4 protein-coding genes are annotated in these 24418 nt (G+C 74.1%); all 4 read right to left on the bottom strand.

Annotation, left to right across the window (positions count from 1 at the left end):
* Positions 1-446: 446 nt before the first annotated feature.
* The 4 genes from KM933_RS39830 to KM933_RS30735 all read right to left on the bottom strand — a co-directional run bounded on the left by KM933_RS39830 (position 447) and on the right by KM933_RS30735 (position 24353).
* Positions 447-17237 (bottom strand): type I polyketide synthase, encoded by a 16791-nt coding sequence (locus KM933_RS39830; protein ID WP_430727390.1) that lies wholly within the window; start codon positions 17235-17237, stop codon positions 447-449.
* A gap of 241 nt (positions 17238-17478) precedes the next feature.
* A complete protein-coding gene (locus tag KM933_RS30725; protein ID WP_221358246.1) occupies positions 17479-20343 on the bottom strand; it encodes an ATP-binding protein in 2865 nt (954 codons plus the stop codon).
* A gap of 818 nt (positions 20344-21161) precedes the next feature.
* Entirely contained in the window at positions 21162-22523 is a 1362-nt protein-coding gene (locus KM933_RS30730) for a methylmalonyl-CoA mutase family protein (protein ID WP_221358248.1), read from the bottom strand.
* Between the two features lie 330 nt (positions 22524-22853).
* A complete protein-coding gene (locus KM933_RS30735) occupies positions 22854-24353 on the bottom strand; it encodes a serine/threonine-protein kinase (protein ID WP_260334405.1) in 1500 nt (499 codons plus the stop codon).
* Between the last annotated feature and the right edge of the window lie 65 nt (positions 24354-24418).

A 24418-nucleotide genomic window follows, 5' to 3' on the forward strand; every position in this document is an offset into this window, starting at 1 on the left:
CCGCCCTGGGCGGGCCGCATCCGGCGGGACCGCCCCGCGCCCGCCCGGCCGACCGGCGGGATCATCCTGCGCCGGCCGGGTGCGGCGGGACCGTCCTGCGTCCGCCCCGGACAGCGAGACCGTCCTGTGCCGGGTTCGAACGCTGGGGGACCGTTCCGCGCCGACCGCGCCCGGCGGGCCCCTTGCGCCCGCCCCGGCCGGCGGAGCCGTCCCCCTGGCAGGCCCTGCCAGGGGGACCGTCGTGCGTCCGCTCCGTCCTGCGGGGCCTTCCCGTGTCGGCCGCGTCCGGCGGGACCGCCCCGCGCCCGCCCCGGCCGGCGGCACCCCCGGGACCTCCTGCGCGGGCCGCGTGCACCGGACCGCCCTGCCCGGGCCCCGACAACGGAACCGCCCCGTGCGGACCCCGGAGACGGGGTCCGCACGGGGCGGTCATGGAGCGGGCCGGGTCAGGACGGGACCGCCACGGGGTCGCTCAGCGTGCCGGTGGCGTTCTCGGTCCAGGAGTGGTCCTCCTCCGAGCGGGACCTGATGGTGAGGGCACGGGCCCCGGACGGGTCCTCGGGACCGACGACCACCTGGAGGAGCGCGGCGTCGTGCGTACCGAAGGTGACCGGGGCGTTCAGCACCAGTTCCGCCACCTCGTCCAGGCCGACCGTGAGGGCCGCGTGCAGCGCCAGTTCCACGAAGGCGGTGCCCGGCAGGATCACGGTCCCCATGACGATGTGGTCGGCCAGCCACGCGTGCGTGCCCAGCGTCACCCGCCCGGTGAACAGGTGGCTGCCGTCCGGGAGTTCGGTGGCCGTGGCCAGCAGCGGGTGGGTGGCGGACTCCAGCCCCAGGCCGGCGGGCGAGCCGATGGAGTCGACCGCCTCCAGCCAGTAGCGGCGCCGCTGGAGGGCGTACGTGGGAAGCGTGACGCCACGGGCCCCGTGCCTGCCCAGGAACCCTTCCCAGTCGACGGCCGCGCCACCCGCACGGGCCTGGACGAGACCGTTGAGCAGGGCGACCGGCTCGGCACTGATGTCGGACCGCAGCACCGGTACGGCGGTGGCCTCGGGCAGCGCCTCACGGGCGAGCGCGGTCAGGACAGCGTCCGGGCCGATCTCCACGTACACGGTGACCCCGTCGTCGTGCACCGCGGTCAGGGCGTCGTGGAAACGGGTGGTGTTGCGGACGTGGTCGGTCCAGTAGTCGGCGCCGGTGATCTCGGCGCCGGCGGGCCGGCCGGTGACCGTGGACACCAGGGTGGTCCCGGGCGTCCGGTAGGTGAGGGACTCCGCGACGGCGCGGAAGTCGTCGAGCATGGGGTTCATCAGCGGTGAGTGGAAGGCGTGCGAGACGGTGAGCCGCCTGGTGCGCCGTCCTTCCCCGGTGAAGTGGCCGGCGATGGCGGTGACGTCGGCCTCGTCGCCGGAGACGACCAGCGAACGGGGGCCGTTGATGGCGGCGATGCCGGTGCGCCCGGTCAGGTGCGGGGCGACCTCCTCCTCGGTGGCCTCGATGGCGATCATGGCGCCGTCGCTGGGCAGGGCCTGCATCAGGGTGCCGCGGGCGGCGACCAGGCGGCAGGCGTCGTCCAGGGACAGGATCCCCGCCACGTGCGCCGCGGCGATCTCGCCGACGGAGTGGCCCACGAGGTGGCTCGGCAGGACGCCGAACTCGTCGGCGAGGAGCCGGCTGAGGGCGATCTGCAGGGCCAGCAGGCCGGGCTGGGTGTAGCGGGTCTGGTTGAGCAGGGCGGGGTCGTCGTCGAAGACGACGTCCTTGACGGGCCGTTCGGCGTCGAGGTGGCGGTCCAGGGTGGCGCAGACCTCGTCGAAGGCGTCCCGGAACACCGGGTACGTCTCGTGGAGGCGCCGTCCCATGCCCGCGCGCTGGGCGCCCTGGCCGGTGAAGAGGAAGGCGACCTTCTTGGTCCGCGGCCTGGTGGGCAGGGCGACGGGGGAGGGCGCCTGGACGAGGGCGTCGAGACGGGCGAGCAGGTCCTCCCGCGAGGCGCCGACGGCGGCCACCTGGTGTTCGAAGGTGGCGCGGTTGGCGACCAGCGAGTAGGCGATGTCGGCCGGGTGCAGCTCCGGGTGCTCGGTGGCGTGGTCCAGGAGCCGCTGGGCCTGGTCGCGCAGGGCCTGCTCGGACTTGGCGGACAGGATCCACGGGACGGCGGACCCTTCGGGCAGGTCCGGCTCCCGCTCGGCCTCCGCGTCCGCCGGGGCGGGCGGGGCCTCCAGGATGAGGTGGGCGTTGGTGCCGCTGATGCCGAACGAGGAGACGGCGGCGCGGCGCGGGTGGTCGGTCTCGGGCCAGGGCCGTGCCTCGGTGAGGAGCTCGATGTTGCCGGCCTCCCAGTCGATGTTCGGGCTGGGCTCGTCGACGTGGAGCGTCTTGGGCAGGGTGCCGTGGCGCATGGCCTGGATCATCTTGATGACACCGCCCAGACCCGCGGCGGCCTGTGCGTGACCGATGTTGGACTTGAAGGAGCCCAGCCACAGCGGCTCGTCACGGTCCTGCCCGTACGTGGCCAGCAGGGCCTGTGCCTCGATCGGGTCACCCAGCGAGGTGCCCGTGCCGTGGCCCTCGACCGCGTCGACCTGGTCCGGGGAGAGCCCGGCCGAGGCCAGGGCGGCCCTGATGACGCGCTGCTGGGCCGGCCCGTTGGGGGCGGTCAGGCCGTTGGAGGCACCGTCCTGGTTGACGGCGGAGCCGCGGATGACGGCCAGCACCGGGTGTCCGTTGGCCTCGGCGTCGGAGAGGCGCTCCAGCACGAGCATGCCCGCGCCCTCCGCCCAGGCGGTGCCGTCGGCACCGGCCGCGTAGGACTTGCAGCGGCCGTCGGGGGCCAGGCCGCGCTGGCGGCTGAACTCCATGAACATGCCCGCGTTGGCCATGATCGTGGCGCCGCCCGCGAGGGCCAGGGTGGACTCGCCGTTGCGCAGCGACTGGCAGGCCAGGTGCATGGCGACCAGCGAGGACGAGCAGGCCGTGTCGACCGTCAGGGCGGGGCCCTCCAGGCCGAGCGTGTAGGCGATGCGGCCGGAGGCCACACTGGACGTCGTACCCGTCAGCAGGTAGCCCTCGACGGGCTCGCCGCCGTGGTGCGTGAGCGAGACGTACTCCGTTGAGGCGACTCCGGCGAAGACGCCGGTGGAGCTGCCGCGCAGGGTGTCGGGCCGGATGCCCGCGTACTCGAACGCCTCCCAGGCGGTCTCCAGCAGCATCCGCTGCTGGGGGTCGAGCGCCAGGGCCTCACGGGGGCTGATGCCGAAGAACTCGGCGTCGAAGCGGTCGGCGTCGTACAGGAAGCCGCCTTCACGGGCGTAGGTCTTCCCGCGCACGTCGGGGTCCGGGTCGTAGAGGTCCTCGACGTCCCAGCCGCGGTTGTCGGGGAACCCGCCCACCGCGTCGCGGCCCTCCGCCACCAGCTGCCACAGCTTCTCCGGGCTGTCGGCGTCGCCGGGGAAGCGGCAGCCGATGCCCACGATCGCGATCGGCTCGGGTGCGCCGTTCTTCGCGGACACGGTACGGGCGGCACGCCGGGCCACCTGGGCACTGGCCTCGGACTGCCCGCTGCCCACCAGTTCGGTGCGCATGTAGCCGGCCAGGACCTCGGGGGTGGGGTAGTCGAACAGCAGGGTGGAGGGCAGCCGCATCCCGGACGCCTTGTTGAGCGTGTTGCGCAGTTCCACCGAGCTGAGCGAGTCGAAGCCCAGCTCCCTGAAGGAGCTCGTGGGCTCGATCGCGTCGGACGAACCGTGTCCGAGCACGGCGGCCACGTGCGTGCGCAGGAAGTCCAGCAGGACCTGGAGCTGCTCCGGCTCGGCGAGACCCGCGAGCGACTGCCGCAGTCCGCCGGCCGCCCCGCCGGCTCCGGCGGTCTGCGCCGCGCTGCGCAGGGGCGCGCGGACCAGTCCGCGGAACATCGGTGCCACGGGGGCGGACCCGGCGCGGGCACGCAGACCCGCGAGGTCGAGCTTGGCGGGTACCAGCGCCGCCGCGTCCGCCTCGAACGCCGCGTCGAAGTGTCCGAACGCCTGCTCGGCTGGCATCGGCAGCAGACCGTTGCGGTTCATCCGCGCCTGGTCCTGCTCGTCGAGCGTGTCGGCCATGCCGGTCTGCCACAGGCCCCAGGCGAGGGACTTGGCGGGCAGCCCGTCCGCCCGCCGCTGCCGGGCGAGCGCGTCGAGGAAGGCGTTGGCCGCGGCGTAGTTGGCCTGGCCGGGGGAGCCGAGGACACCGACCACCGACGAGAACAGCACGAACGCGTCCAGGTCCAGGTCCCGGGTCAGCTCGTGGAGGTTCCAGGCGGCGTCCACCTTCGGGCGCAGCACCCCGTCGAACCGCTCGGGGGTGAGTGCCGTGACGATGCCGTCGTCGAGCGTTCCCGCGCAGTGCACCACGGCGCCGAGCGGGTGTTCCCGCGGCAGCTCCGCGAGCAGGGCCGCGAGGGCCTCCCGGTCGGCCGTGTCGCAGGCCGCGATCGTGACCTCCGTGCCCAACTCGGCGAGTTCCGCGACGATGTCGCTGCCCGCCCGCGCACCGCTGCGGCTGACGAGCAGCAGCCTCCTGGCGCCGTAGGTGTCCACCAGGTGCCGGGCGAGGAGCGTGCCCAGCGCGCCGGTGCCACCGGTGATGAGCACCGTCTTCTGCGGGTCGAACGGTGCCGGCGTGTCCTGCCCGGCGCGGGCGCCGTTGCGCACACGGCCGATGCGGGGGGCGAGGAGCCGCCCGTCGCGCAGGGCGAGCTGCGGCTCCGCGGCGGCCAGGGCCGCCGGGAGGGCCCGCAGGGACGCGTCCGAGCCGTCGAGGTCGACCAGGACGAACCGGTCGGGGTGTTCCGACTGGGCGGTGCGGATCAGTCCCCACACCGCCGCCGCGGCCAGGTCGGCCGGTCCGTCACCGGTACCGGTACCGGTGGACATCGCGCCCCGGGTGAGGACCACCAGACGGGAGTCCTCCCGTTCGTCGGCGACCATCGCCTGGACGAGACCGAGCACGTGGTGGGTGAGGGAACGGGTGGCCTCCACCGGGTCGGCACCGGGCTCGGACACGCACCAGGTGACGAACACGTCCGGCCCGGTGGTCCCGTCCTCCCGCACCGCCGGGAGCGTCACTGCGTCCGGCCGTACGTCGACCGCGGCACCGAGCCGGGACAGGGAGTCCGCCAGGTGGCGTTCCTGCGGGTCGGCGACGACCGCCCACGTCGTCCCGGCCGCGCCCAGGGCGTCGCCCTCGGGCGCCGGGACGGCGAGCCAGTCGACCTCGTACAGCTCTCCGGCGTCGGCGGCCCGCGCGGCGGCGAGCTGGTCGGGACCGACCGTCCGCATGATCAGGGAGTCGATCGTCATCACCGGCGCACCCGTCTGGTCGGAGATGACCAGGGACACGGTGTCGTCGGTGGGCCACAGCAGGCGGATCCGCAGGGCCCTGGCGCCGGTGGCGTGCAGGGACACCCCGGCCCACGAGAACGGCACCCTGATGGAGTCGCCCGCCTCGTCGTCCCCGGGGATCAGCGCCGCCGGCTGGAGGGCCGAGTCGAGCAGACCGGGGTGGATGCCGAAGGCACCGGGGTCGGCGTCCTCGGGGAGGGAGACCTCCGCGTACGTCGTGGTGCCGTCCCGCCAGGCCGCCCGCATGCTGCGGAACAGCGGTCCGTAGCCGAAGCCCGCGCCGGTGACCCGGCGGTAGAACTCCTCCGTGTCCACGGCCTCCGTGCCGGCCGGGGGCCAGACCTCGTCCGCGAGCACGTCGATCGCGGCGGAGACCTCCTTGCGCTCGGGTGCGAGCGCTCCCGTGGCGTGGCGGGTCCAGTCGGCCTCGGACGGTGCGTCCTCGGACCGGGAGTAGACCGTGAAGGAGCGCCGCCCGAGGTCGTCCGCCGGCTCGACGAGGACCCGCAGCTGGAGCGCGCTGTTCTCCGGCACGGAGAGGAACACGTGGTGGGTGAGCTCTTCGATGTGCTCGCAGCCGACGTGGCGCGCCGCGTGCAGGAGCAGGTCGACGAAGGCCACACCGGGCACGATCATCGCGCCGAAGATGATGTGCTCGGCCACCCAGGCGGGATCGGTCCCGCTGATCCGGCCGGTGAAGAGGTGCCCGCCCCCGTCGGGGAGCTCGGCCAGGGTGCTCAGCACCGGATGGCCGGTCGCCGTCAGTCCCAGCCCGTCGGCGCCCAGGGCGGGCCTGGCCGCCTCCAGCCAGTAGCTCTGGCGCTGGAAGGGGTAGGTGGGCAGGGCGTACGGGGTGGTCTGCTCGGTGACGAGCGGGGCCCAGTCGACCGGCACGGTGGTGCGGGTGTGGAGGGTGGCCACGGCGGCGAGCAGGGTGTGCTGCTCGTCGCGCTCGCGGTGCAGGAGCGGGGTGAGTGTGGTGTCGGTGTCCTCGGGCAGGTTGTCCTGCGCCATGGTGCTGAGGGTGGCGTCGGGACCCAGTTCGAGGTAGTGGCGCACCCCGTTGGTGTGCAGGGTGTTGATGCCGTCGGCGAAGCGGACCGCCTCGCGGACGTGCTGGACCCAGTAGGCGGGAGTGGTGACGTGGCCGGGTTCGGCCGGCCGGCCGGTGAGGTTGGAGATGAGCGGAAGGGCGGGCGCGTGGTAGGTCAGGGCCGAGGCGACGCGCTCGAACGCCTCCAGCATGGGATCCATGCGCGGTGAGTGGAAGGCGTGCGAGACGGTGAGCCGCCGGGTGCGCCGTCCCTCCGCGGCGAAGTGGTCGGCGACGGCCGTGACGTCGGCCTCGTCGCCGGAGACGACCAGCGCGCGGGGACCGTTGATGGCGGCGATGCCGGTGCGCGCGGTCAGGCGCGGGGCGACCTCCTCCTCGGTGGCCTCGACGGCGACCATCGCGCCACCGCCCGGCAGGGCCTGCATCAGGGTGCCGCGGGCGGCGACCAGGCGGCAGGCGTCCTCCAGGGAGAACACCCCGGCGGCGTGCGCCGCGGCGATCTCGCCGATGGAGTGCCCGGCCAGGTAGTCGGGCGTGATGCCGAAGGAGGCCACGAGGCGGTACAGCGCGGTCTCCAGGGCGAACAGGCCGGCCTGGGTGTAGCGGGTCTGGTTCAGCAGCGTCGCGTCGTCGTCGAAGACGACGTCCTTGACGGACCGTTCGGCGTCGAGGTGGCGGTCCAGGACGGCGCAGACCTCGTCGAAGGCGTCCCGGAACACCGGGTACCTGTCGTGGAGGTGCCGTCCCATGCCCGCACGCTGGGCGCCCTGACCCGTGAACAGGAACGCCGTCTTGCCGGGCAGCGGCGTACCGCGGACCACGGTGGGGGACGGCACGTCGAGGACGAGGGCGTCCAGCGCCCGGGCGAACGCCTCGTGCCCGTCCGCGAGGACCACGGCCCGGTGCGAGAAGAGGCTGCGGGTGGTGACGAGCGCGTGGGCCACCCGGTCCGGACGCAGGCCGGGGTCGAGCGTGAGAAGGTCGTGCAGCTGCTGCGCCTGGGCGCGCAGGGCCTGCTCGGTCTTGGCGGACAGGATCCAGGGGAGGACGGTGCCCTCCGGGACGTCCGGCTCCTGCTCCTGCTCGGCCTCCGCCCCCTGCGGCGCGGGTGCGGCCTCCAGGATGAGGTGGGCGTTGGTGCCGCTGATGCCGAAGGAGGAGACGGCCGCGCGGCGGGGGTGGTCCGTCTCCGGCCACATCTGCGCCTCGGTCAGCAGCCGTACCTTGCCGGTGCTCCAGTCGATGTGCGGGCTGGGCTCGTCGGCGTGCAGGGTTCTGGGCAGGACGCCGTGCCGCAGGGCCTGGATCATCTTGATGACCCCGCCGATGCCGGCGGCCGCCTGCGCGTGCCCGATGTTGGACTTGAAGGAGCCCAGCCACAGGGGCTCCTCGCGGTCCTGCCCGTACGTGGCCAGCAGGGCCTGCGCCTCGATGGGGTCGCCCAGGGTGGTGCCGGTGCCGTGGGCCTCGACCGCGTCGACCTGGTCGGGCGTGAGCCCGGCTCCGGCGAGGGCGGCGTTGATGACCCGCTGCTGGGAGGGGCCGTTGGGGGCGGTGAGGCCGTTGGAGGCGCCGTCCTGGTTGACGGCGGAGCCCCGGATCACGGCCAGGACGGTGTGTCCGTTGGCCCGTGCGTCGGAGAGGCGCTCCAGGACGACCATGCCCGCGCCCTCGGCCCAGATCGTGCCGTCGGCGCCCGCCCCGAAGGACTTGCAGCGGCCGTCGGGGGCCAGCCCGCGCTGGCGGCTGAACTCCATGAACATGCCGGGGTTGGCCATGACGGTCGCACCGCCCGCGAGGGCCATGGTGGACTCGCCGTTGCGCAGCGACTGGCAGGCCAGGTGGAGCGCCACGAGCGACGAGGAGCAGGCGGTGTCGACGGTGACGGCCGGGCCCTCGAAGCCGAAGGTGTAGGAGAGGCGGCCGGAGGCCACACTCGCCGTCGTACCCGTCAGCAGGTAGCCGTCGACGGGCTCGTCGTCCTGGTAGGTGAGCGACGCGTACTCCTGCGTGACGACACCGGCGAAGACGCCGATGGAGCTGCCGCGCAGGGTGTCGGGCCGGATGCCCGCGTACTCGAACGCCTCCCAGGCGGTCTCCAGCAGGAGCCGCTGCTGGGGGTCGAGCGCCAGGGCCTCGCGGGGGCTGATGCCGAAGAACTCGGCGTCGAAGCGGTCGGCGTCGTACAGGAAGCCGCCTTCACGGGCGTACGTCTTCCCGCGCACCTCGGGGTCCGGGTCGAAGATGTCGTCCAGGTCCCAGCCGCGGTTCGAGGGGAACGCCCCGATGGCGTCCACCCCCTCGGTGACCAGCCGCCACAGCTCCTCCGGCGAACCGGCGTCGCCGGGGAAGCGGCAGCCCATCCCCACGACGACGATCGGGTCGTCGTCGGCGGGAGCGCCGTCCCCGGACCCGGCGGTTGCGGGGGCCTCCGCGGTCTCGGCGGCCTCCACGGATCCGGCCGTGGGGGCGACGGCGGGCAGCGCCTCGTCGTCGACCAGTTCGTCCCGGAGGTACGTGATCAGCGCGGCGGGCGTGGGGTAGTCGAACAGCATGGTGGACGGCAGGTGCAGACTCAGCGTCTCGCCCAGCGCCAGGAGCAGTTCCATGCCGGCCAGCGAGTCGAAGCCGAGTTCCTTGAACGGCTGCTCGGGGTCGATCACCGGCGGGGAGCTGTGGCCGAGGACGACGGCGGCGTGCCTGCCGAGCACCTCCAGCAGCAGCTCGCGCTGCCCGGCCTCGGGCAGACCGGCGAGCTGCCGGCCCAGCGAGGAGTCGTCCCGGACGGGGCCGCCCTCCTGCCCGGCGTGCGGCGCCTGGGCGGGGATCAGGTCCGCCAGCAGCGGCGACAGCCGGAGCGACGCCCGCTGGGCGCGGGCACCCGCGACATCGATCCCGGCCGGCACGAGCGCCGCCCGCTCCGTCCCGAGGGCCGCGTCGAAGAGCGTGAGCGCGCGTGCGGCCGGCATGGGGGCCAGGCCCCCACGGCTCATCCGGGCCAGGTCCTGCGCGTCGAGGGTGTCGGCCATGCCGGTCTGCCACAGGCCCCAGGCCAGGGACCTGGCGGACAGTCCGGCGGCACGGCGCCGCTGGGCGAGCGCGTCGAGGAAGGCGTTGGCCGCGGCGTAGTTGGCCTGGCCGGGGGAGCCGAGGACACCGACCACCGACGAGAACAGCACGAACGCGTCCAGGTCCATGTCCCGGGTCAGCTCGTGGAGGTTCCAGGCGCCGTCCACCTTCGGGCGCAGCACCGTGTCCAGCCGGTCCCGGTCGAGTTCCGTGACCACCCCGTCGTCCAGGACGCCCGCGCAGTGCACCACGGCGCCGAGCGGGTGCTCCCGCGGCAGCTCCGCGAGCAGGGCCGCCAGGGCCTCCCGGTCGGCCGTGTCGCAGGCGGCGACGGTGACCTCGGCGCCCAGTGCGGTCAGTTCCTCGACGAGGGTGCCCGCCGCGTCGGGACCGCTGCGGCTGGTCAGCAGCAGCCTGCGGACCCCGTGCCGGGTGATCAGGTGACGCGCCAGGAGGGCGCCGAGAGCGCCGGTGCCACCGGTGACGAGCACCGTCCGCTCCGCGTCGAACGCCGCGTCCGGCACCGGACCGGCGGTCACGGGAGCGAGCCGGGGGACCAGCAGCCGGCCCTCGCGTACGGCGAGCTGCGGTTCCGCGGTGGCCAGGGCCGCCGCGAGGGCGTCGGCGGAGACCGGCGAGCCGTCGAGGTCGACGAGGGCCAGCCGGTCCGGGTGCTCGGACTGCGCCGACCGGATCAGGCCCCACACCGCCGCGGCGGCCGGGTCGGCGTCGGGATCGCCGTACCCCGCGTCCGCCTCGGTGGACATCGCGCCTTCGGTGAGGAGCACCAGCCGGGAGGTGCCGGCCCCGTGGGCCAGCGTCTCCTGGAGCAGCTCCAGGGCCTGGTGCGTCGCGGTGTGCGCCGCCCGGGCCGGGTCGGCGCCGTGCTCGGCGCCGACCCGGCCGACGACCGTCTCCGGCCGGGCCGCACCGGCCCGCAGCGCCGCGCGCAGGGCCGCCACGTCCGGGTACGTCCGTGCCTCGGGGCCGAGCGCCGCGAGCGCCGCGGCGACCAGGCGGTCACCGGTGTCTCCCATGAGGGCCCACTTCGAGCCCTCGGCGAGCGCGGCGTCCGCAGGTGTGGGCACCGGGTGCCACACGACCTCGTGGAGCGCGCCGTCGCGGCCGGAGCGGGCGGCGTCGAGCTGTTCGGGGCGCACCGGCCGCAGGACGAGCGAGTCGGCGGTCAGGACCGGCGCGCCGGCGGGGTCGGTGACCCGCAGCGAGACCGTCTCCGGCGCCGGCCGCGTGATCCGGACGCGCAGGGCGTGCGCGCCGGTCGCGTGGAGGGTCACACCGCTCCACGCGAAGGGCACGTGGATCGTGCCGTCGGCGTCGGCTCCGGTGCCGGCCGCGGCCAGCAGGAACGGGTGCAGCGCGGCGTCGAACAGCCCGGGGTGGACGCCGTACCGGTCGGGACCGGTGCCCTGGGGGAGGGCGACCTCGGCGTACAGCGTGTCGCCGTCCTGCCAGGCGGCCTTCATGCCCTGGAAGACGGGGCCGTAGCCGAGCCCGGCGTCGGCGATCCGCCGGTAGAAGCCGTCGGTGTCGAGGAGTTCGGCGCCGGCCGGCGGCCAGGTGGTGTCCCCGGCCGCGGCGGCGGTGTCCGCGGGGGCGGTGGTCAGGGTGCCGGTGACGTGGCAGGTCCAGTCGGAGCCCCACGGGGCGTCCTCGGGCCGCGAGTGGACGGCGAAGGTCCGCCGCCCCGCGTCGTCGGCCGGCCGGACGAGGACCCGCAACTGCAGGGCACCGCGCTCGGGAAGGGCCAGGAACACCTGGTGGGTGAGTTCCTCGACCCGGGTGCAGCCCACCAGGGACGCCGCGTGCAGCAGCATGTCCACGAACGCCACGCCCGGCATGACCGGGGTGCCGAAGACGGTGTGGTCCGCCGCCCAGGCGGGCGCGGAGGCGTTCACCCGGCCGGTCAGGAGCAGCCCGCCCGGGTCGGGCAGTTCGGCCGCGGTCGTCAGCAGCGGGTGGCCCGTGGCGGTGAGGCCCGCGGACGACACGTCGCCCGTCGTACTGGCGGTGAACCAGTGGCGCTCCCGCTGGAAGGCGTAGGTGGGCAGGTCGGGCAGCGTCCGCGGCGCACCGAGGTGCGCGGTCAGGTCGGCCGGCGCCCCGTGGACGTGGACGTGTGCCAGGGCCCCCAGGAGGGTGACGGGCTCGGGGTGCCCGTTGCGCAGGACGGCGGTGCCGGTGGCCTCACCGCCGGTGGCCTCGTTGACGAGCCCGGACAGGACCGGGTCGGGGCCGAGTTCGAGGTAGTGGCGCACCCCCTCGGCGTGCAGGGTGCCGACGCCGTCGGCGAAGCGGACCGCCTCGCGGACGTGCTGGACCCAGTAGGCGGGGGTGGTGATGTGGTCGGCCTCGGCGATCCGGCCGGTCAGGTTGGAGACGACCGGGATCGCCGGGGCGTGGTAGGTGAGTTCGGCGGCGACGCGCTCGAACTCCTCCAGCATGGGGTCCATGCGCGGTGAGTGGAAGGCGTGCGAGACGGTCAGGCGCCGCGTCTTGACACCGTGCGCGGCGAGGACGGCCGCGATGTCCGAGGCGGCCTCCTCGTCACCGGAGATGACCAGGGACGACGGCCCGTTGACCGCCGCGACGGAGACGTGCTCCTCAAGCCCTTCGAGCAGCGGACGGACGTCCTCCTCCGCGGCCCGCAGGGAGATCATGACGCCGTCGGCGGGCAGGGCCTGCATCAGGGTGCCGCGGGCGGCGACCAGGCGGCAGGCGTCCTCCAGGGAGAACACCCCGGCCGCGTGGGCGGCGGCGATCTCGCCGATGGAGTGCCCGGTGAGGTAGTCGGGGGTGATGCCGAAGGAGGCCACGAGGCGGTACAGCGCGGTCTCCAGGGCGAACAGGGCGGCCTGGGTGTAGCGGGTCTGGTTGAGCAGCGTCGCGTCGTCGTCGAAGACGACGTCCTTGACGGGCCGTTCGGCGTCGAGGTGGCGGTCCAGGACGGCGCAGACCTCGTCGAACGCCTCCCGGAACACCGGGTGGGTGTCGTGGAGGCGCCGGCCCATGCCCGCGCGCTGCGAACCCTGGCCGGTGAACAGGAACGCCGTCGCGCCTTCGCGCGCGGTTCCCGTGACCACCGTGCGCGACGTCTCCTGCCGGCTCAGCGCGCCCAGCCCGGAGAGCAGCTCCTCGCGCCCGCCGCCGAGGACCACCGCGCGCTGCCCGAAGCGTGCGCGGGTGGCCACCAGGGCGTGGCCGATGTCCACGGGCCGCAGGTGGGGGTGTTCGGTGACGTGGTCCAGGAGCCGCCGGGCCTGCTCGCGCAGGGCCTGCTCGGTCCTGGCGGACAGGATCCAGGGGAGGACGGTGCCCTCCGGGACGTCCGGCTCCTGCTCGTCCCCGGCGTCCTCCGCCGCGGGCGGGGCTTCGAGGATGAGGTGGGCGTTGGTGCCGCTGATGCCGAAGGAGGAGACGGCCGCGCGGCGGGGGTGGTCCGTCTCGGGCCACGGCTGCGCCTCGGTCAGCAGCCGTACGTTGCCGGTGCTCCAGTCGATGTGCGGGCTGGGCTCGTCCACGTGCAGGGTCCTGGGCAGGACGCCGTGGTGCATGGCCTGGATCATCTTGATGACCCCGCCGATGCCGGCGGCCGCCTGGCTGTGGCCGATGTTGGACTTCAGCGAGCCCAGGTACAGGGGCTCCTCGCGGTTCTGCCCGTACGTGGCCAGCAGGGCCTGTGCCTCGATGGGGTCGCCCAGGGTGGTGCCGGTGCCGTGGGCCTCGACCGCGTCGACCTGGTCGGGCGTGAGTCCGGCGCCGGCCAGGGCCGCGCCGATGACCCGCTGCTGGGAGGGGCCGTTGGGCGCGGTGAGGCCGTTGGAGGCGCCGTCCTGGTTGACGGCGGAGCCCCGGACGACGGCCAGGACGGTGTGTCCCTTGGCCCGTGCGTCGGAGAGGCGCTCCAGCAGGACCATGCCCGCGCCCTCGGCCCAGATCGTGCCGTCGGCGCCGGCCGCGAAGGACTTGCAGCGGCCGTCGGCCGCCAGCCCGCGCTGCTGCCCGAACTCCACGAACATGCCCGGGGTCGCCATGACCGTGACGCCGCCCGCCAGGGCCAGCGTGCAGTCCCCGGCCCGCAGCGACTGCGCGGCCTGGTGCAGGGCGACGAGCGAGGAGGAGCAGGCCGTGTCGATCGTCACGGCCGGGCCTTCGAGCCCGAAGGTGTAGGCGAGACGGCCCGAGGTGACGCTCGCGGTGTTGCCGGTGAGCAGATAGCCGCCCAGCCCGTCGTCGCCCTCGTGCAGCCGCGGGCCGTACTCCTGGGACATCGCGCCCACGAACACGCCGGTGCTGCTGCCGCTCAGCTCGCCCGGGTCGATCCCGGCACGTTCGAACGCCTCCCAGGTGACCTGGAGGAGCACCCGCTGCTGCGGGTCCATCGCCGTGGCCTCGCGCGGGCTGATGCCGAAGAACTCCGTGTCGAACTCGGCGGCGTCGTGCAGGAACCCGCCCTGCCGCGTGTAGGTCTTGCCGCGCACACCGGGTTTGGGGTCGTACAGGGCGTCCAGGTCCCAGCCGCGGTCGGTGGGGAACTCCGAGATGGCGTCCACGCCGTCGTCGACCAGCCGCCACAGGTCCTCGGGGGAACCGGCGCCGCCGGGGAAGCGGCAGGCCATGCCGACGATCACGATCGGGTCGTCGGCGTCGGCCACCCGGAGCGCCGCGGGCGCCGCGGTGGGCGACGCGGCGTCGCCCACGGCCAGTTCGCACAGCCGCCGGGCGAGCCGGGACGGGCTCGGGTGGTCGAAGACGACGGTCTCCGGCAGGGCCAGTCCGGTGGCCTGCACGAGGCTCTCCCGGAGCTGGACCGCCATCGTGGAGTCCAGGCCCAGCTCGCGGAACGCCTGGCCGACGTCGACCGTGTCCGTGGACAGGTGGCCGAGCACGATGGCCGTGCGCAGCCGCACCAGCTTCAGCGCCTCGCGGTCGCGCTCCTGCGGCGCCAGGCCGGCCAGCCGGCCGGCCCACGTCGGGCCCGCCCCCGAGGACTCCTCGCTCTCCCGCACCTGGTGCGGGAGAGCGGTCCTCGCGGTGGACTCGAAGGCGGCCGCGACCTCGGGCCAGTAGCGCCGGTGCTGGAAGGCGTACGTGGGCAGCGCGACGCGGCGCGGCGTGCGCCCCGCGAAGACGGCGGACCAGTCCACCGCGAGGCCGCGCACATGCAGCTCCGCCAGGGAGGTCAGCAGCTGCGGCCACGGCTCCTCGTTGCGCCGCAGCGACCCCGCGACCAGCGCGTCCGGCAGCGTCTCGCGCAGCCCGAGGGTGAGGACGGGGTGCGGGCTCGACTCCACGAACGTGCCGAAGCCGTCCTCGGCCATGGTCCGCAGCGTCGCCTCGAACAGGACGGGCCGGCGCAGGTTGGTGTACCAGTACGCGGCGTCGAGCCCGGCGGTGTCGACGGCACCCGCGGTGACCGTCGAGTAGAACGCGATGTCGCACGAGCGCGGCGTCACCCCGGCGAGCTGCTCCAGCAGCTGCTCCCGAAGGGCCTCCATGTGCGGCGAGTGCGAGGCGAAGTCCACGGCGGGAACGGCCTTCGCGCGGATCCCGTCCGCCTCGCAGCGCGCCAGCAGCGCGGCCACGGCGTCGGGGGACCCGGCCACGACCGTGGCGCTGGGCCCGTTGACCGCGGCGACGCTCAGCTCCCCGTCGAAGGGGGCGATGTACTCGGTGACGCGGTCCGCCGGCAGCGGCACCGAGGCCAGCGCCCCGGTACCGGCCAGTGTCATGATCGTCCGGCTGCGCAGCGCCACGATCCTGGCGGCGTCCGCCAGGTCGAGGGCGCCCGCGATGTGCGCCGCGGCGACCTCGCCCTGCGAGTGCCCGACCACCGCGTCCGGCCGCACGCCCAGCGACTCCCACACCCGGGCGAGCGAGACCATCACCGCGAAGAGCACGGGCTGGACGACGTCCGCGCGTTCCAGGGCGGGCGTCCCGGGCCGGCCTTCGAGCGTGTCCACCAGCGACCAGTCGACGTACGGGGCGAGGGCCTCGTGGCACGCCTCGATCGAGGCACGGAACACCGTCGACGTACGCAGCAGTTCGCGCGCCATGCCCTCCCACTGCGAGCCCTGGCCCGGGAAGACCAGCGCCAGCTTGCCGTGGTCGCCGACGACGCCCGTGACGAGCCCCGGCAGCTCGTCGCCGGTCCGCAGCGCCTCCAGCTGTGCGCCGTGGTCGGGGCCGAGGGCGACGGCGCGGTGCCCGAAGTGCGTACGGGAGCCGGCCAGCGACGCGCCGGTGTCGAACGCGTCGGTGTCCGCCGTCCGCCACTCCAGCAGCCGGCCCGCCTGGGCGCGCAGGGCCGCTTCCGTACGGCCCGACACCGGCCACGGGGCCAGCGGCACCTCCGGCTCGCCGGCCTGCGGCGCGTCCTCCTCGGACGCGGTCCGCCCGGGCGCCTCGGCGACCACGACGTGGCAGTTCGTCCCGCCGACGCCGAAGGAGCTGACACCGGCCAGCAGCGGCGCGTCCGGCCACGGGCCGGACGCGGTCTGCACGCGCAGGTTCAGCGCCTCGGGGTCGATGTCCGGGTTGGGTGTCTCGTAGTTGAGGCTCGCCGGGATCTCCCGGTGGCGGATGCTCAGCGCCGTCTTGATCAGCCCGACGATGCCCGCCGCGCCCTCCAGGTGCCCGACGTTGGTCTTGGCCGAGCCGACGAGGACGGGGGAGCCCGCGGGACGCGCGCTGCCGTACGCGGCGCCCACCCCGGCCGCCTCCAGCGGGTCGCCCGTCGGGGTGCCCGTGCCGTGCAGTTCCACGTAGCCGACCTGGCGCGGGTCGACGCCGGCGTTCTCGCAGGCCTGCCGCAGCACGGCGGCCTGGGCCTCGGCGCTCGGCACGGTGAGGCCGTCGGTGGCGCCGTCGTTGTTGACCGCGCTGCCGAGGACGACCCCGTACACCGTGTCGCCGTCGCGCACCGCGTCGGCCAGCGGCTTCAGCACGACGACGCCGCCGCCCTCGCCGCGCACGTATCCGTTGGCGCGGCTGTCGAAGGTGAAGCAGCGTCCGTCCGGCGACAGACCGCCGAAGCGTCCGGCGACCTCGGCGCTCTCGGGCGCGAAGTTGAGCGCCACACCGCCCGCGAGGGCCAGGGTGCACTCGCCCTTGCGCAGGCTGTCCACCGCCAGGTGCACCGCGACCAGCGACGACGACTGCGCCGAGTCCACCGTGAGGCTCGGGCCCTGCAGGCCCAGCGCGTAGGAGACCCGGTTGGCGATGACACCTCGGTTCAGGCCCGGCAGCGAGTGCTGGGTGATCGCGCCGCCGCGCTGTGCCAGCGCCGCGTAGTCACCGGCGATCGCTCCGACGACGACGCCCGTGGCGGTGGAGCGCAGCGTCTCGGGGACGACCCCCGCGTCCTCCAGCGCCTCCCAGGCCAGTTCGGCGAAGAGCCGCTGCTGGGGGTCGATCGCCACCGCCTCGCGCGGTGAGATCCCGAAGAACTCGGCGTCGAAGCCGTCCACCCGGTCGAGGAACCCGCCCCGGCGCAGTCCGGCACGGTGCCGCTCGGGTGCGTCCGGCAGCACCTCGTCCGGGTCCCACCGGTCCGGTGGCACCTCGGTGATGGCACTGCGGCCCGCTCGCAACAACTCCCAGAAGGCGCCGGCATCAGATGCCTGGGGGAGACGGCATGACAAGCCGATGATTGCGATGGCATCACTGCCGTGAACAAGATCACTCGTCATTATGGCGAGCGCCTCCCTCATCCTGCGCTCCGAAAACGCCGGGCTGGCGTTCATCCTGGCTGTTTGATCATCGGCTGCACGGGGCACCCCCAGCTACCCGTAGCGCCCCCTAGGCGTGTACGGGGCCCCCTACGTGCCTCCCGCCGGAGAGCGGCCGCCGGCCCCGCCGGCCCGGACGGACCGGCGCGGGCACACGGCGGGCGCGCACACGAAATCCGCCCGACCCGTGGGACGGGTCGGGCGGACGGTGGGGCCGGGAGGGTCAGGCGGACTCGAAGCTGACGGTGTGGGTCGTCTGCAGGAGCTGCTCGCGGTTCCTTATGCCCATCTTGCGGTAGACACGGGTCAGGTGCTGTTCCACGGTGCTGACGGTGATGAACAGCTTCTCGGCGATCTCGCGGTTGGCGTACCCCTGGGTGGCGAGGACGGCCACGCGCCGCTCCGACTCGCTCAGCCCCTCGAAGTCGTCCGGGCCGGCGTGGTCGCCGCCGCGGGAGCCCGCGCTCCGCTGCCGGGGGACGCTCTGGGACGTGGACGTCGGAAGCAGCGACTGGCAGAGGGACTCCGCCTGGCAGGCCTTGGCGAGCCGCCAGGCCCGCCGGGCGGTCGGCCGCGCCCGCTTGTCGCCCAGCCGCTGGTAGGCGCGGCTCAGGTCGGCCAGGACGGCGGCGGCCTCGTACCGCGCGCCGCAGGACTCCAGCAGCCGGAACGCGTCCCGCAGCACGGGCGGCTGCCGCGCGGTCGTCTGGGTCAGGGCCAGGGTGTGCAGGGCCATCCCGCGCGAACGCGTGAGCCCGTCGTCCGGCCGGGCGAGCTGCTCCTCGACGAGCCGGACGGCCTTGTCCTTCTCGCCCAGCCGCAGCCACGCCTCGGCCTCGCCCAGCCGCCAGGGCGCCAGGGCGGGGGTGTCGAGGTTCCAGCGCCGCATCAGCCGGCCGCACTCCTGGAAGTCGCTGAGCGCCAGGTACGTGTTGCCGGTGGCGAGGTGGTGGCGGCCCCGCGCGTACAGGTAGTGCAGCCCCGGACGGGTGAGGAACAGCGCGGGCGGCGGCTCGGGTACCAGGTACTCGGCCGCCGCCCGGTGATCGCCCCTGGCGGTGTGTGCCTCGATGAGTATGGCCAGCGCCAGCGCGCTGCTGACGTTCCACTTGGGCCCGGACAGCAGGTCGTAGGCCGACTCGGCCCGGCGCACCGCCTCGGCCAGCCGTCCGCGCCGCAGCGATATGAGCGCGCCGACGCACTCGCTCTGGGCCCGCCAGCCGGTGGTGTCGGAGTTCCCCGCGTCGGCGGCGAGGAGCTCGTACCACTTGTCGGCCGTGTCGGTCCGCTCCGCGTAGCACAGGGTCAGCAGTGCCTTCGGCAGGCTGCTGCGCTGGGAGAGCGGCCGGTTCCCGGCGCTCTGGAACACCTGGTCGGCCAGGCTCAGGGCGTATTCGTCGGCCCCCCGCTCCAGGACGAGGGAGAGGGCGTGCCGGGCGCGCATCTCGGAGTGGGACGTCGCCGGAGCGGCGGTGGACAGCAGCGGACGGCTCAGCCGGTCCAGCACCCCGGGGACCTCGGAGGCCATCAGCATCCGGGTTCCGTACAGCGCGGTCGTCGTCCCCTCACCGCTGGTGTTGAGGTGGTCGACGATCTCCACGGCCTCGTCGAAGCTGAGGTGGAACAGCATGCCCTCGGCGATCCACCACGCGTCGTCGCCCGTCAGCTTCCCCTTGAGTATGGGGTCCTTGAGGCCGAGGAAGTGCAGGGCGGAGTCGGCGGGGTTGAGCTGCCACTGGCCGTACGCGTACTGCGACTTCACCGACAGGCGCTGCGACTCGTTCGACGAGCATTCGCGGGCCAGCTCCAGGTACCGGATCGCCTGCGGCAGCTCGCCCTCGTCCAGGGCCTGGCAGGCGGCGGCGCGCAGGACGGGCAGCACCCACTCCTCGTGCAGCGGGCCGATGCTGAGCAGGTGCGTGGCGACCGTCTGCGAGGGCGCCCCGTTGTCGTACAGCAGGCGGGCGGCCCGGTACCGCAGGTGCGTCACCTTGTTGTGGGGCATCTCGCCCAGGAGCGCCTGCAGCATGCCCGTCCGGCGCAGCCGGGAGACGTCCAGCGCGCCGATGCCGGAGAACAACCGGTCGTAGCGTTTCAGCAGCTCCGGGTCGATGTTGCTCAGGCGGCTCAGCAGGACGGGTGTGGACGCGTCGCCCAGCAGCGCGAGGCACTGGGCGAGCCGCACCGCACGCGGTCCGAGCCGGTGCAGGTAGGCGAGGACCGCCTGGTGGAAGACGGGGCCGGCCGGCAGTTCCGTTAAGCCGGCCGGCCGCGCATCGGACTCGGTTCCCTCGGCGGACCTCGGCTCGGCGCCGGCCGCGGAGGCGGTGTGCAGCCGGTACTCCTCGACGAGCGCCTGGGCGAGCAGCGGATTTCCGCCGCTCTGCCGGTGGATCTCGACGACGACGCGGTCCGGCGGGGGGGACGGGAGCCGGCTCGTGGCCAGTTCCCTGATGCCCAGGGGGGAGAACGGTTCCAGGTGGAAGTGGCGGGCCGTCGTCCGGTACAGCAGGTCGTGCAGGATGGGCGGCGGCTGCTCGTCGACGGAGACCCCGTGCGTGAACACCAGGGCCAGCGGCAGGTGACTCAGCCGCTGGGCCAGGTAGCGCAGGCAGAAGAGGGTGTCCGGGTCGGTGTGCTGGATGTCGTCGACGGTGATCACCACGGGCCGCCGGGCCGCGAGTTCGGCGATGATCCGGTGCGTCTGCCGGGCGACGGTCAGGGGGTCGTCCTGGGTCGCGGGCGGAGCGGGGGAGGTGGCCAGGCCGGTCGGTCTGCCGTGGCGGGCGGTGCCCCCGTCCCCGGCGCACGCTTCCTCGGGCGCGTTGAACCGGGCGGTGATCGAGTGCATGAGCTGGGCGAGCGCGCTGTAAGGGACGTGGCGCTCGTTGGGCGAACTCACCACGCCGAGCACCATGGCACCCGCCGAGGAGGCCCGCTCCGTCAGGGCGTCGAGCACCGTTGTCTTGCCCACCGCGGTCGAACCGCTGATGGTGGCGATCCCACCGCTGCCGCGGGACAACTGGATCAGTAGGTCGTTCAGCTGTTCAATCAGCTTGCTGCGCTCCCGTAGCACTTCCCGGAACACCCCCGTTGATCTTTGAGCACGGCGCGCGACCGCTCCCAGCAGGGCCGGAAGCGGAAGCGCTGCAAGTTTGTGACATTCCTCAAGGCAATGTCCAGCGGCGAAATATTTGGCGCGGCGCGGTGGGTGACACGGTGCTATGCGCAACCGCTTCACCTCTCTGAACTGTGCTTTCGTCGGCGACGGGACGTTATTGACCCGTCAGTAGGGCTGCTCGGCGTGGCTGGATCTTTCCGAAAATGAGCCAATAGGGAGCTGTCCTTTGTCTTTTTTTGCCCGTGCTAAGAGGAAGGTTACTTTCCGGTTCCTGGGCGGGCCTTTCCGGTGACCGGCCGGACGGTCCTCAGGACGGCGTTAGCGGTCGCTTCTCTTTCGGAATGCGGAGCGGGATGCGGCGCCCGGGTGCCGGGGACGGGCGTTTTCGCCGGAGGTTCTGCGGCACACGGCATCCGCGCGGACCGCATTGCGCGAAGCCGCTCGCGTGATCCACTTTGCAACAGCATTCCCGGCGCGGGCCGGCGGGCCCGGGACGCCGGCCGATGCCCGTGTGACGGGCAGGAGGCCGCCGGGAGAAAAGCAGGACACCGCTCATTGAAAGTCCGCCGGGCACGGGGGCGCGCACCGCACCGTCACCGCGGGCCCTCCGGCCCGCTTCGAGGATTGGCGAATTTCCTTCGTCTGCATCGCACGGCCACTGCCGAACGACGTCAATCGTTCACGTAGTCCTTACATGCGGGCAGCACAATGGAAGTCCGGCGGCCGCCGCGTGCGGGCACATGCCGAAAGACCGGGCCCGCCGACAACCGGAACGGCCGCGGCGGTCAGGTCCCGTCGCGTGGCACACGGGTGCCCCACACCCCGTGCAGGGCGTCGCGGACCTCGCCCACCGTGGCGCCGGCCGCGAGGGCGTCCTTCATCGGGTACAGCACGTTGCCGGTGCCCGCGGCGGCCTTCTGCATTCCGGTGAGGGCCGCACCCACCCGCTCGTGGCAGCGCCAGGCCCGTAATTTCGCGGTCCGCTCGGCCCGGCGGGTCCCGGCGTCCGGATCCGTGCACAGGAACACATGAGGTTCTCCGCCGTGTCCCTCTCCGCCGTGTCCCTCTCCACCGAGGGGCGCGCGATCGGCACCCGCCCCGGCACGTCCGCCGGCACCGGCCTGCCGGGTGGTCCGGTGGGCCGAGCGCTCCATCTCACCCCGCTGGAAGCCGGCTTCGACGGCGCCGGCCGCCCCGCCCAGCTCCTCGACCCTGGCCAGCAGCTCCCCGATCGCCGCCCCGACATCACCGGTCGCCTCCCGCGCCGGCCGACGCCGCGGGGCGGGCGGCCCTCCGGCGGCCGCCCGCGGGTGGCGCAGCACCAGCGACGCGGGGCCCCGCGCCCCGAACTCCTCGCGCATCACCCGCGCCCAGATCCGCTGTGCCGCCCGGAACGCGGCGCTCTCCCCCGCGGAGGAGGCGCGCGCTGCGAAGAGGAACGACAGCCGCGGCGCGACGTCGTCCACGTCCCACCCGGCCGACACCGCGGCACGCACGTACTCGATGCCGTCGGCCAGCATGAAGGCGGCCTCCTGCGCGGCCGAAGCGCCCGCCTCGGCCATGCGGTGGCCCGAGAGGGAGAGGGCGCTCCACCCGGGCATCTCGGCCCGGCAGTACTCGAGGATGTCCGTGACCAGCCGCAGGGAGGACCTCGGCGGGAAGGTGCAGGTGCCTTGGGCGAGGTACTCCTCGCACACGTCCCTGCGGATCGTCCCGGCCAGCCGCCGGGCGGGCACGCCCTGTTCCTCGCCCGCCAGCTGGTACAGCAGCAGGAGCGGCGCGGCCGACGCGTGGGCCGTCATCGACGTCGACACCCGGTCCAGCGGGATACCGGCGAACAGCACCCGCATGTCGTCCAGGGAGTCGACGGTCACCCCTGCCCCGCCGGTCTCGTCCGGGGCGACCGGCGCGTCGGAGTCGTGCCCGGTCCGGGCGGGCGGGTCGAAGGTGACCGACAGCGTTGTCGCGCCGCCGTCGAACAGCCGCCGGTAGCGGGCGTTGGACTCCGGCGCCGTACCGAAACCGGTGCACCGCCCGGCCGTCCAGGGCCGTCCGGCGTACAACGACGGATGCGCACCCGGCGGAGAGGGGGCCGCCTTCGGCTGCTCCAGCCCGACGGGCGGACCGGGCTGCGTTCCAGGCACCACGCAAGGCTCCTTCCGTCGCGGCTTCCGTCGCGGCCGGACCCGCGCGTACGGCGGGGCGCACAGGTGTGCTCGTGCCGGTGATCACCGGGCCGGACTTCAGGATGGAGAGGCGGCGACATCGGTGTCAATGCCTGGCGGTCCTTCCTGTGGAACCCATGGAGGATCGAGAGCAAGCGGGTCATATCGGTAGGGGTCGGCAGGGGTTGCCCCCGGCACCCACCGTCCTGCCGGACCGCCGCCGCGGACGCCCGGCCGGTCGGCCGGTGCGGTGGCGGCCACGGGCGGTGGCGGTGGCGGTGGCGGTGGTCGCTGACGACGCCGCCGGACCGGTCAGCGTTCCGCGGCCGTCCTGCCGTTCTCCCCGTTGTTTCCGTTGCTCCCGTTGCTCCCGCTGTTCCCGTTCTGGCCCTTGTCCTTGTCGCTGTCCTTGTTCTTCACCTTCTCGGCCTTCTTCGCCAGGCCGGGCGGCTGACGCGGCGTCTTGGTCGTCGTGCCCTCCTGCGCCACCGCGGCGGGCGCGGCCGTGCCGTCCGGCGTGACGGGTGCCTCCGGGGCCGTGTCGACGGCGGACCGGCGGTCCGGGGCGGCGGCGGAGGGGCGGACGCTGTACGCGGATGCGGCACCGGAGGACGTACCGGGAGAGGCACTGCTGCGGTCCGGGGACGGCACGGCCCCGGAGGCGGAGCCCTCCTCCTGTCGCGCCGCGCCGTCGGAGGGGTCCGCCTCCGGGGCCGGGGCCGTGGAGGCCCGGGTCGCGCTCGGCCCGTCGTCCTGCGGCCGGGAGCCGTCGCTGACGCCGAAGGCGGTGACCACGACGGCGGCGAGCGCGGCGGTCGCGCCGACGGCGAGGACACGGCCCCGGCCCGGCGCGGCACCGGAGGTCTCCTCACGCAGGCGGACGGGGGGCAGCGGCTTCATATGGGTGCGGTCGACGGTCTCCAGCGCCTCGTGGTGGGCGACGAGGCTCGTGGCGAGCTCCGGCGGGACGGCCGCCGGGCGGACCGTGCCGGCCGACGCCGCCAGCAGACGGGCGCAGTCGTGGGCCGTCGGCCGGGTCTGCTCGTCCAGCGCCGTCATGTCCCGCAGCAGGTCCGCCAGTTGTTCCGGCAGGGAGGAGGGCAGGACGGGCTGCCGGTGCAGCCGCGCGATCGCGGCTTCGAGGGGACCGCCGTCGTACTCCAGCCTGCCCGTGAGGCATTCCAGGAGCACCAGGCCGAGGGCGTAGACGTCGGCGGGCCGGCCGACGGGCTGACCCAGGACCTGCTCGGGGGAGAGGTAGGCGGCGGTACCGACGAGTGTGCCGGTGGCGGTGCGGGTGGTGGCGTCGAGCAGCCGGGAGATGCCGAAGTCGGTCAGGTAGGGGCGGAGGGCGGCGTCCAGGAGGATGTTGGACGGTTTGACGTCCCGGTGGACGATGCCCGCGTCGTGCGCGTGGGCCAGCGCCCGGGCGAGGTCGGCGCCGAGCGCGGCCGTCGCTCCGGGGGACAGCGGCCCGGCGGCGATGAGGTTCTTCAGCGTGCTGCCTTCGACCAGCTGCATGACCAGGAAGGCACGGCCGTCGTGCTGTCCGGCGTCGTAGGCGGTGACGAGCCCGGGATGGTGCAGCCGGGCCAGGATCACCGCTTCGCCGTGCAGGTCCTCCCCGGCCCCGAAGCCGGTGTCGGGCCGGAAGACCTTGACCGCCACGGGGCGTCGCAACTTGAGGTCGAAACCTCGGTGGACCTCCGCGGCGCCGCCCGAACCGAGCAGGCCGTCCAGCCGGTACCGGCCGCTCAGTATCTCTGCGGAAGACCGGCCGGCCATGGCTCTGGCCGACTCACGAAGCCTCATTACCTCTCCCACCGCATCTAGGGACTGGTCCCTCTGGTGAGTCGTGGTCGACCACCGCGGGCCCG

It is taken from the genome of Streptomyces beigongshangae (assembly GCF_019710745.1).
GTDB lineage: Bacteria > Actinomycetota > Actinomycetes > Streptomycetales > Streptomycetaceae > Streptomyces > Streptomyces beigongshangae.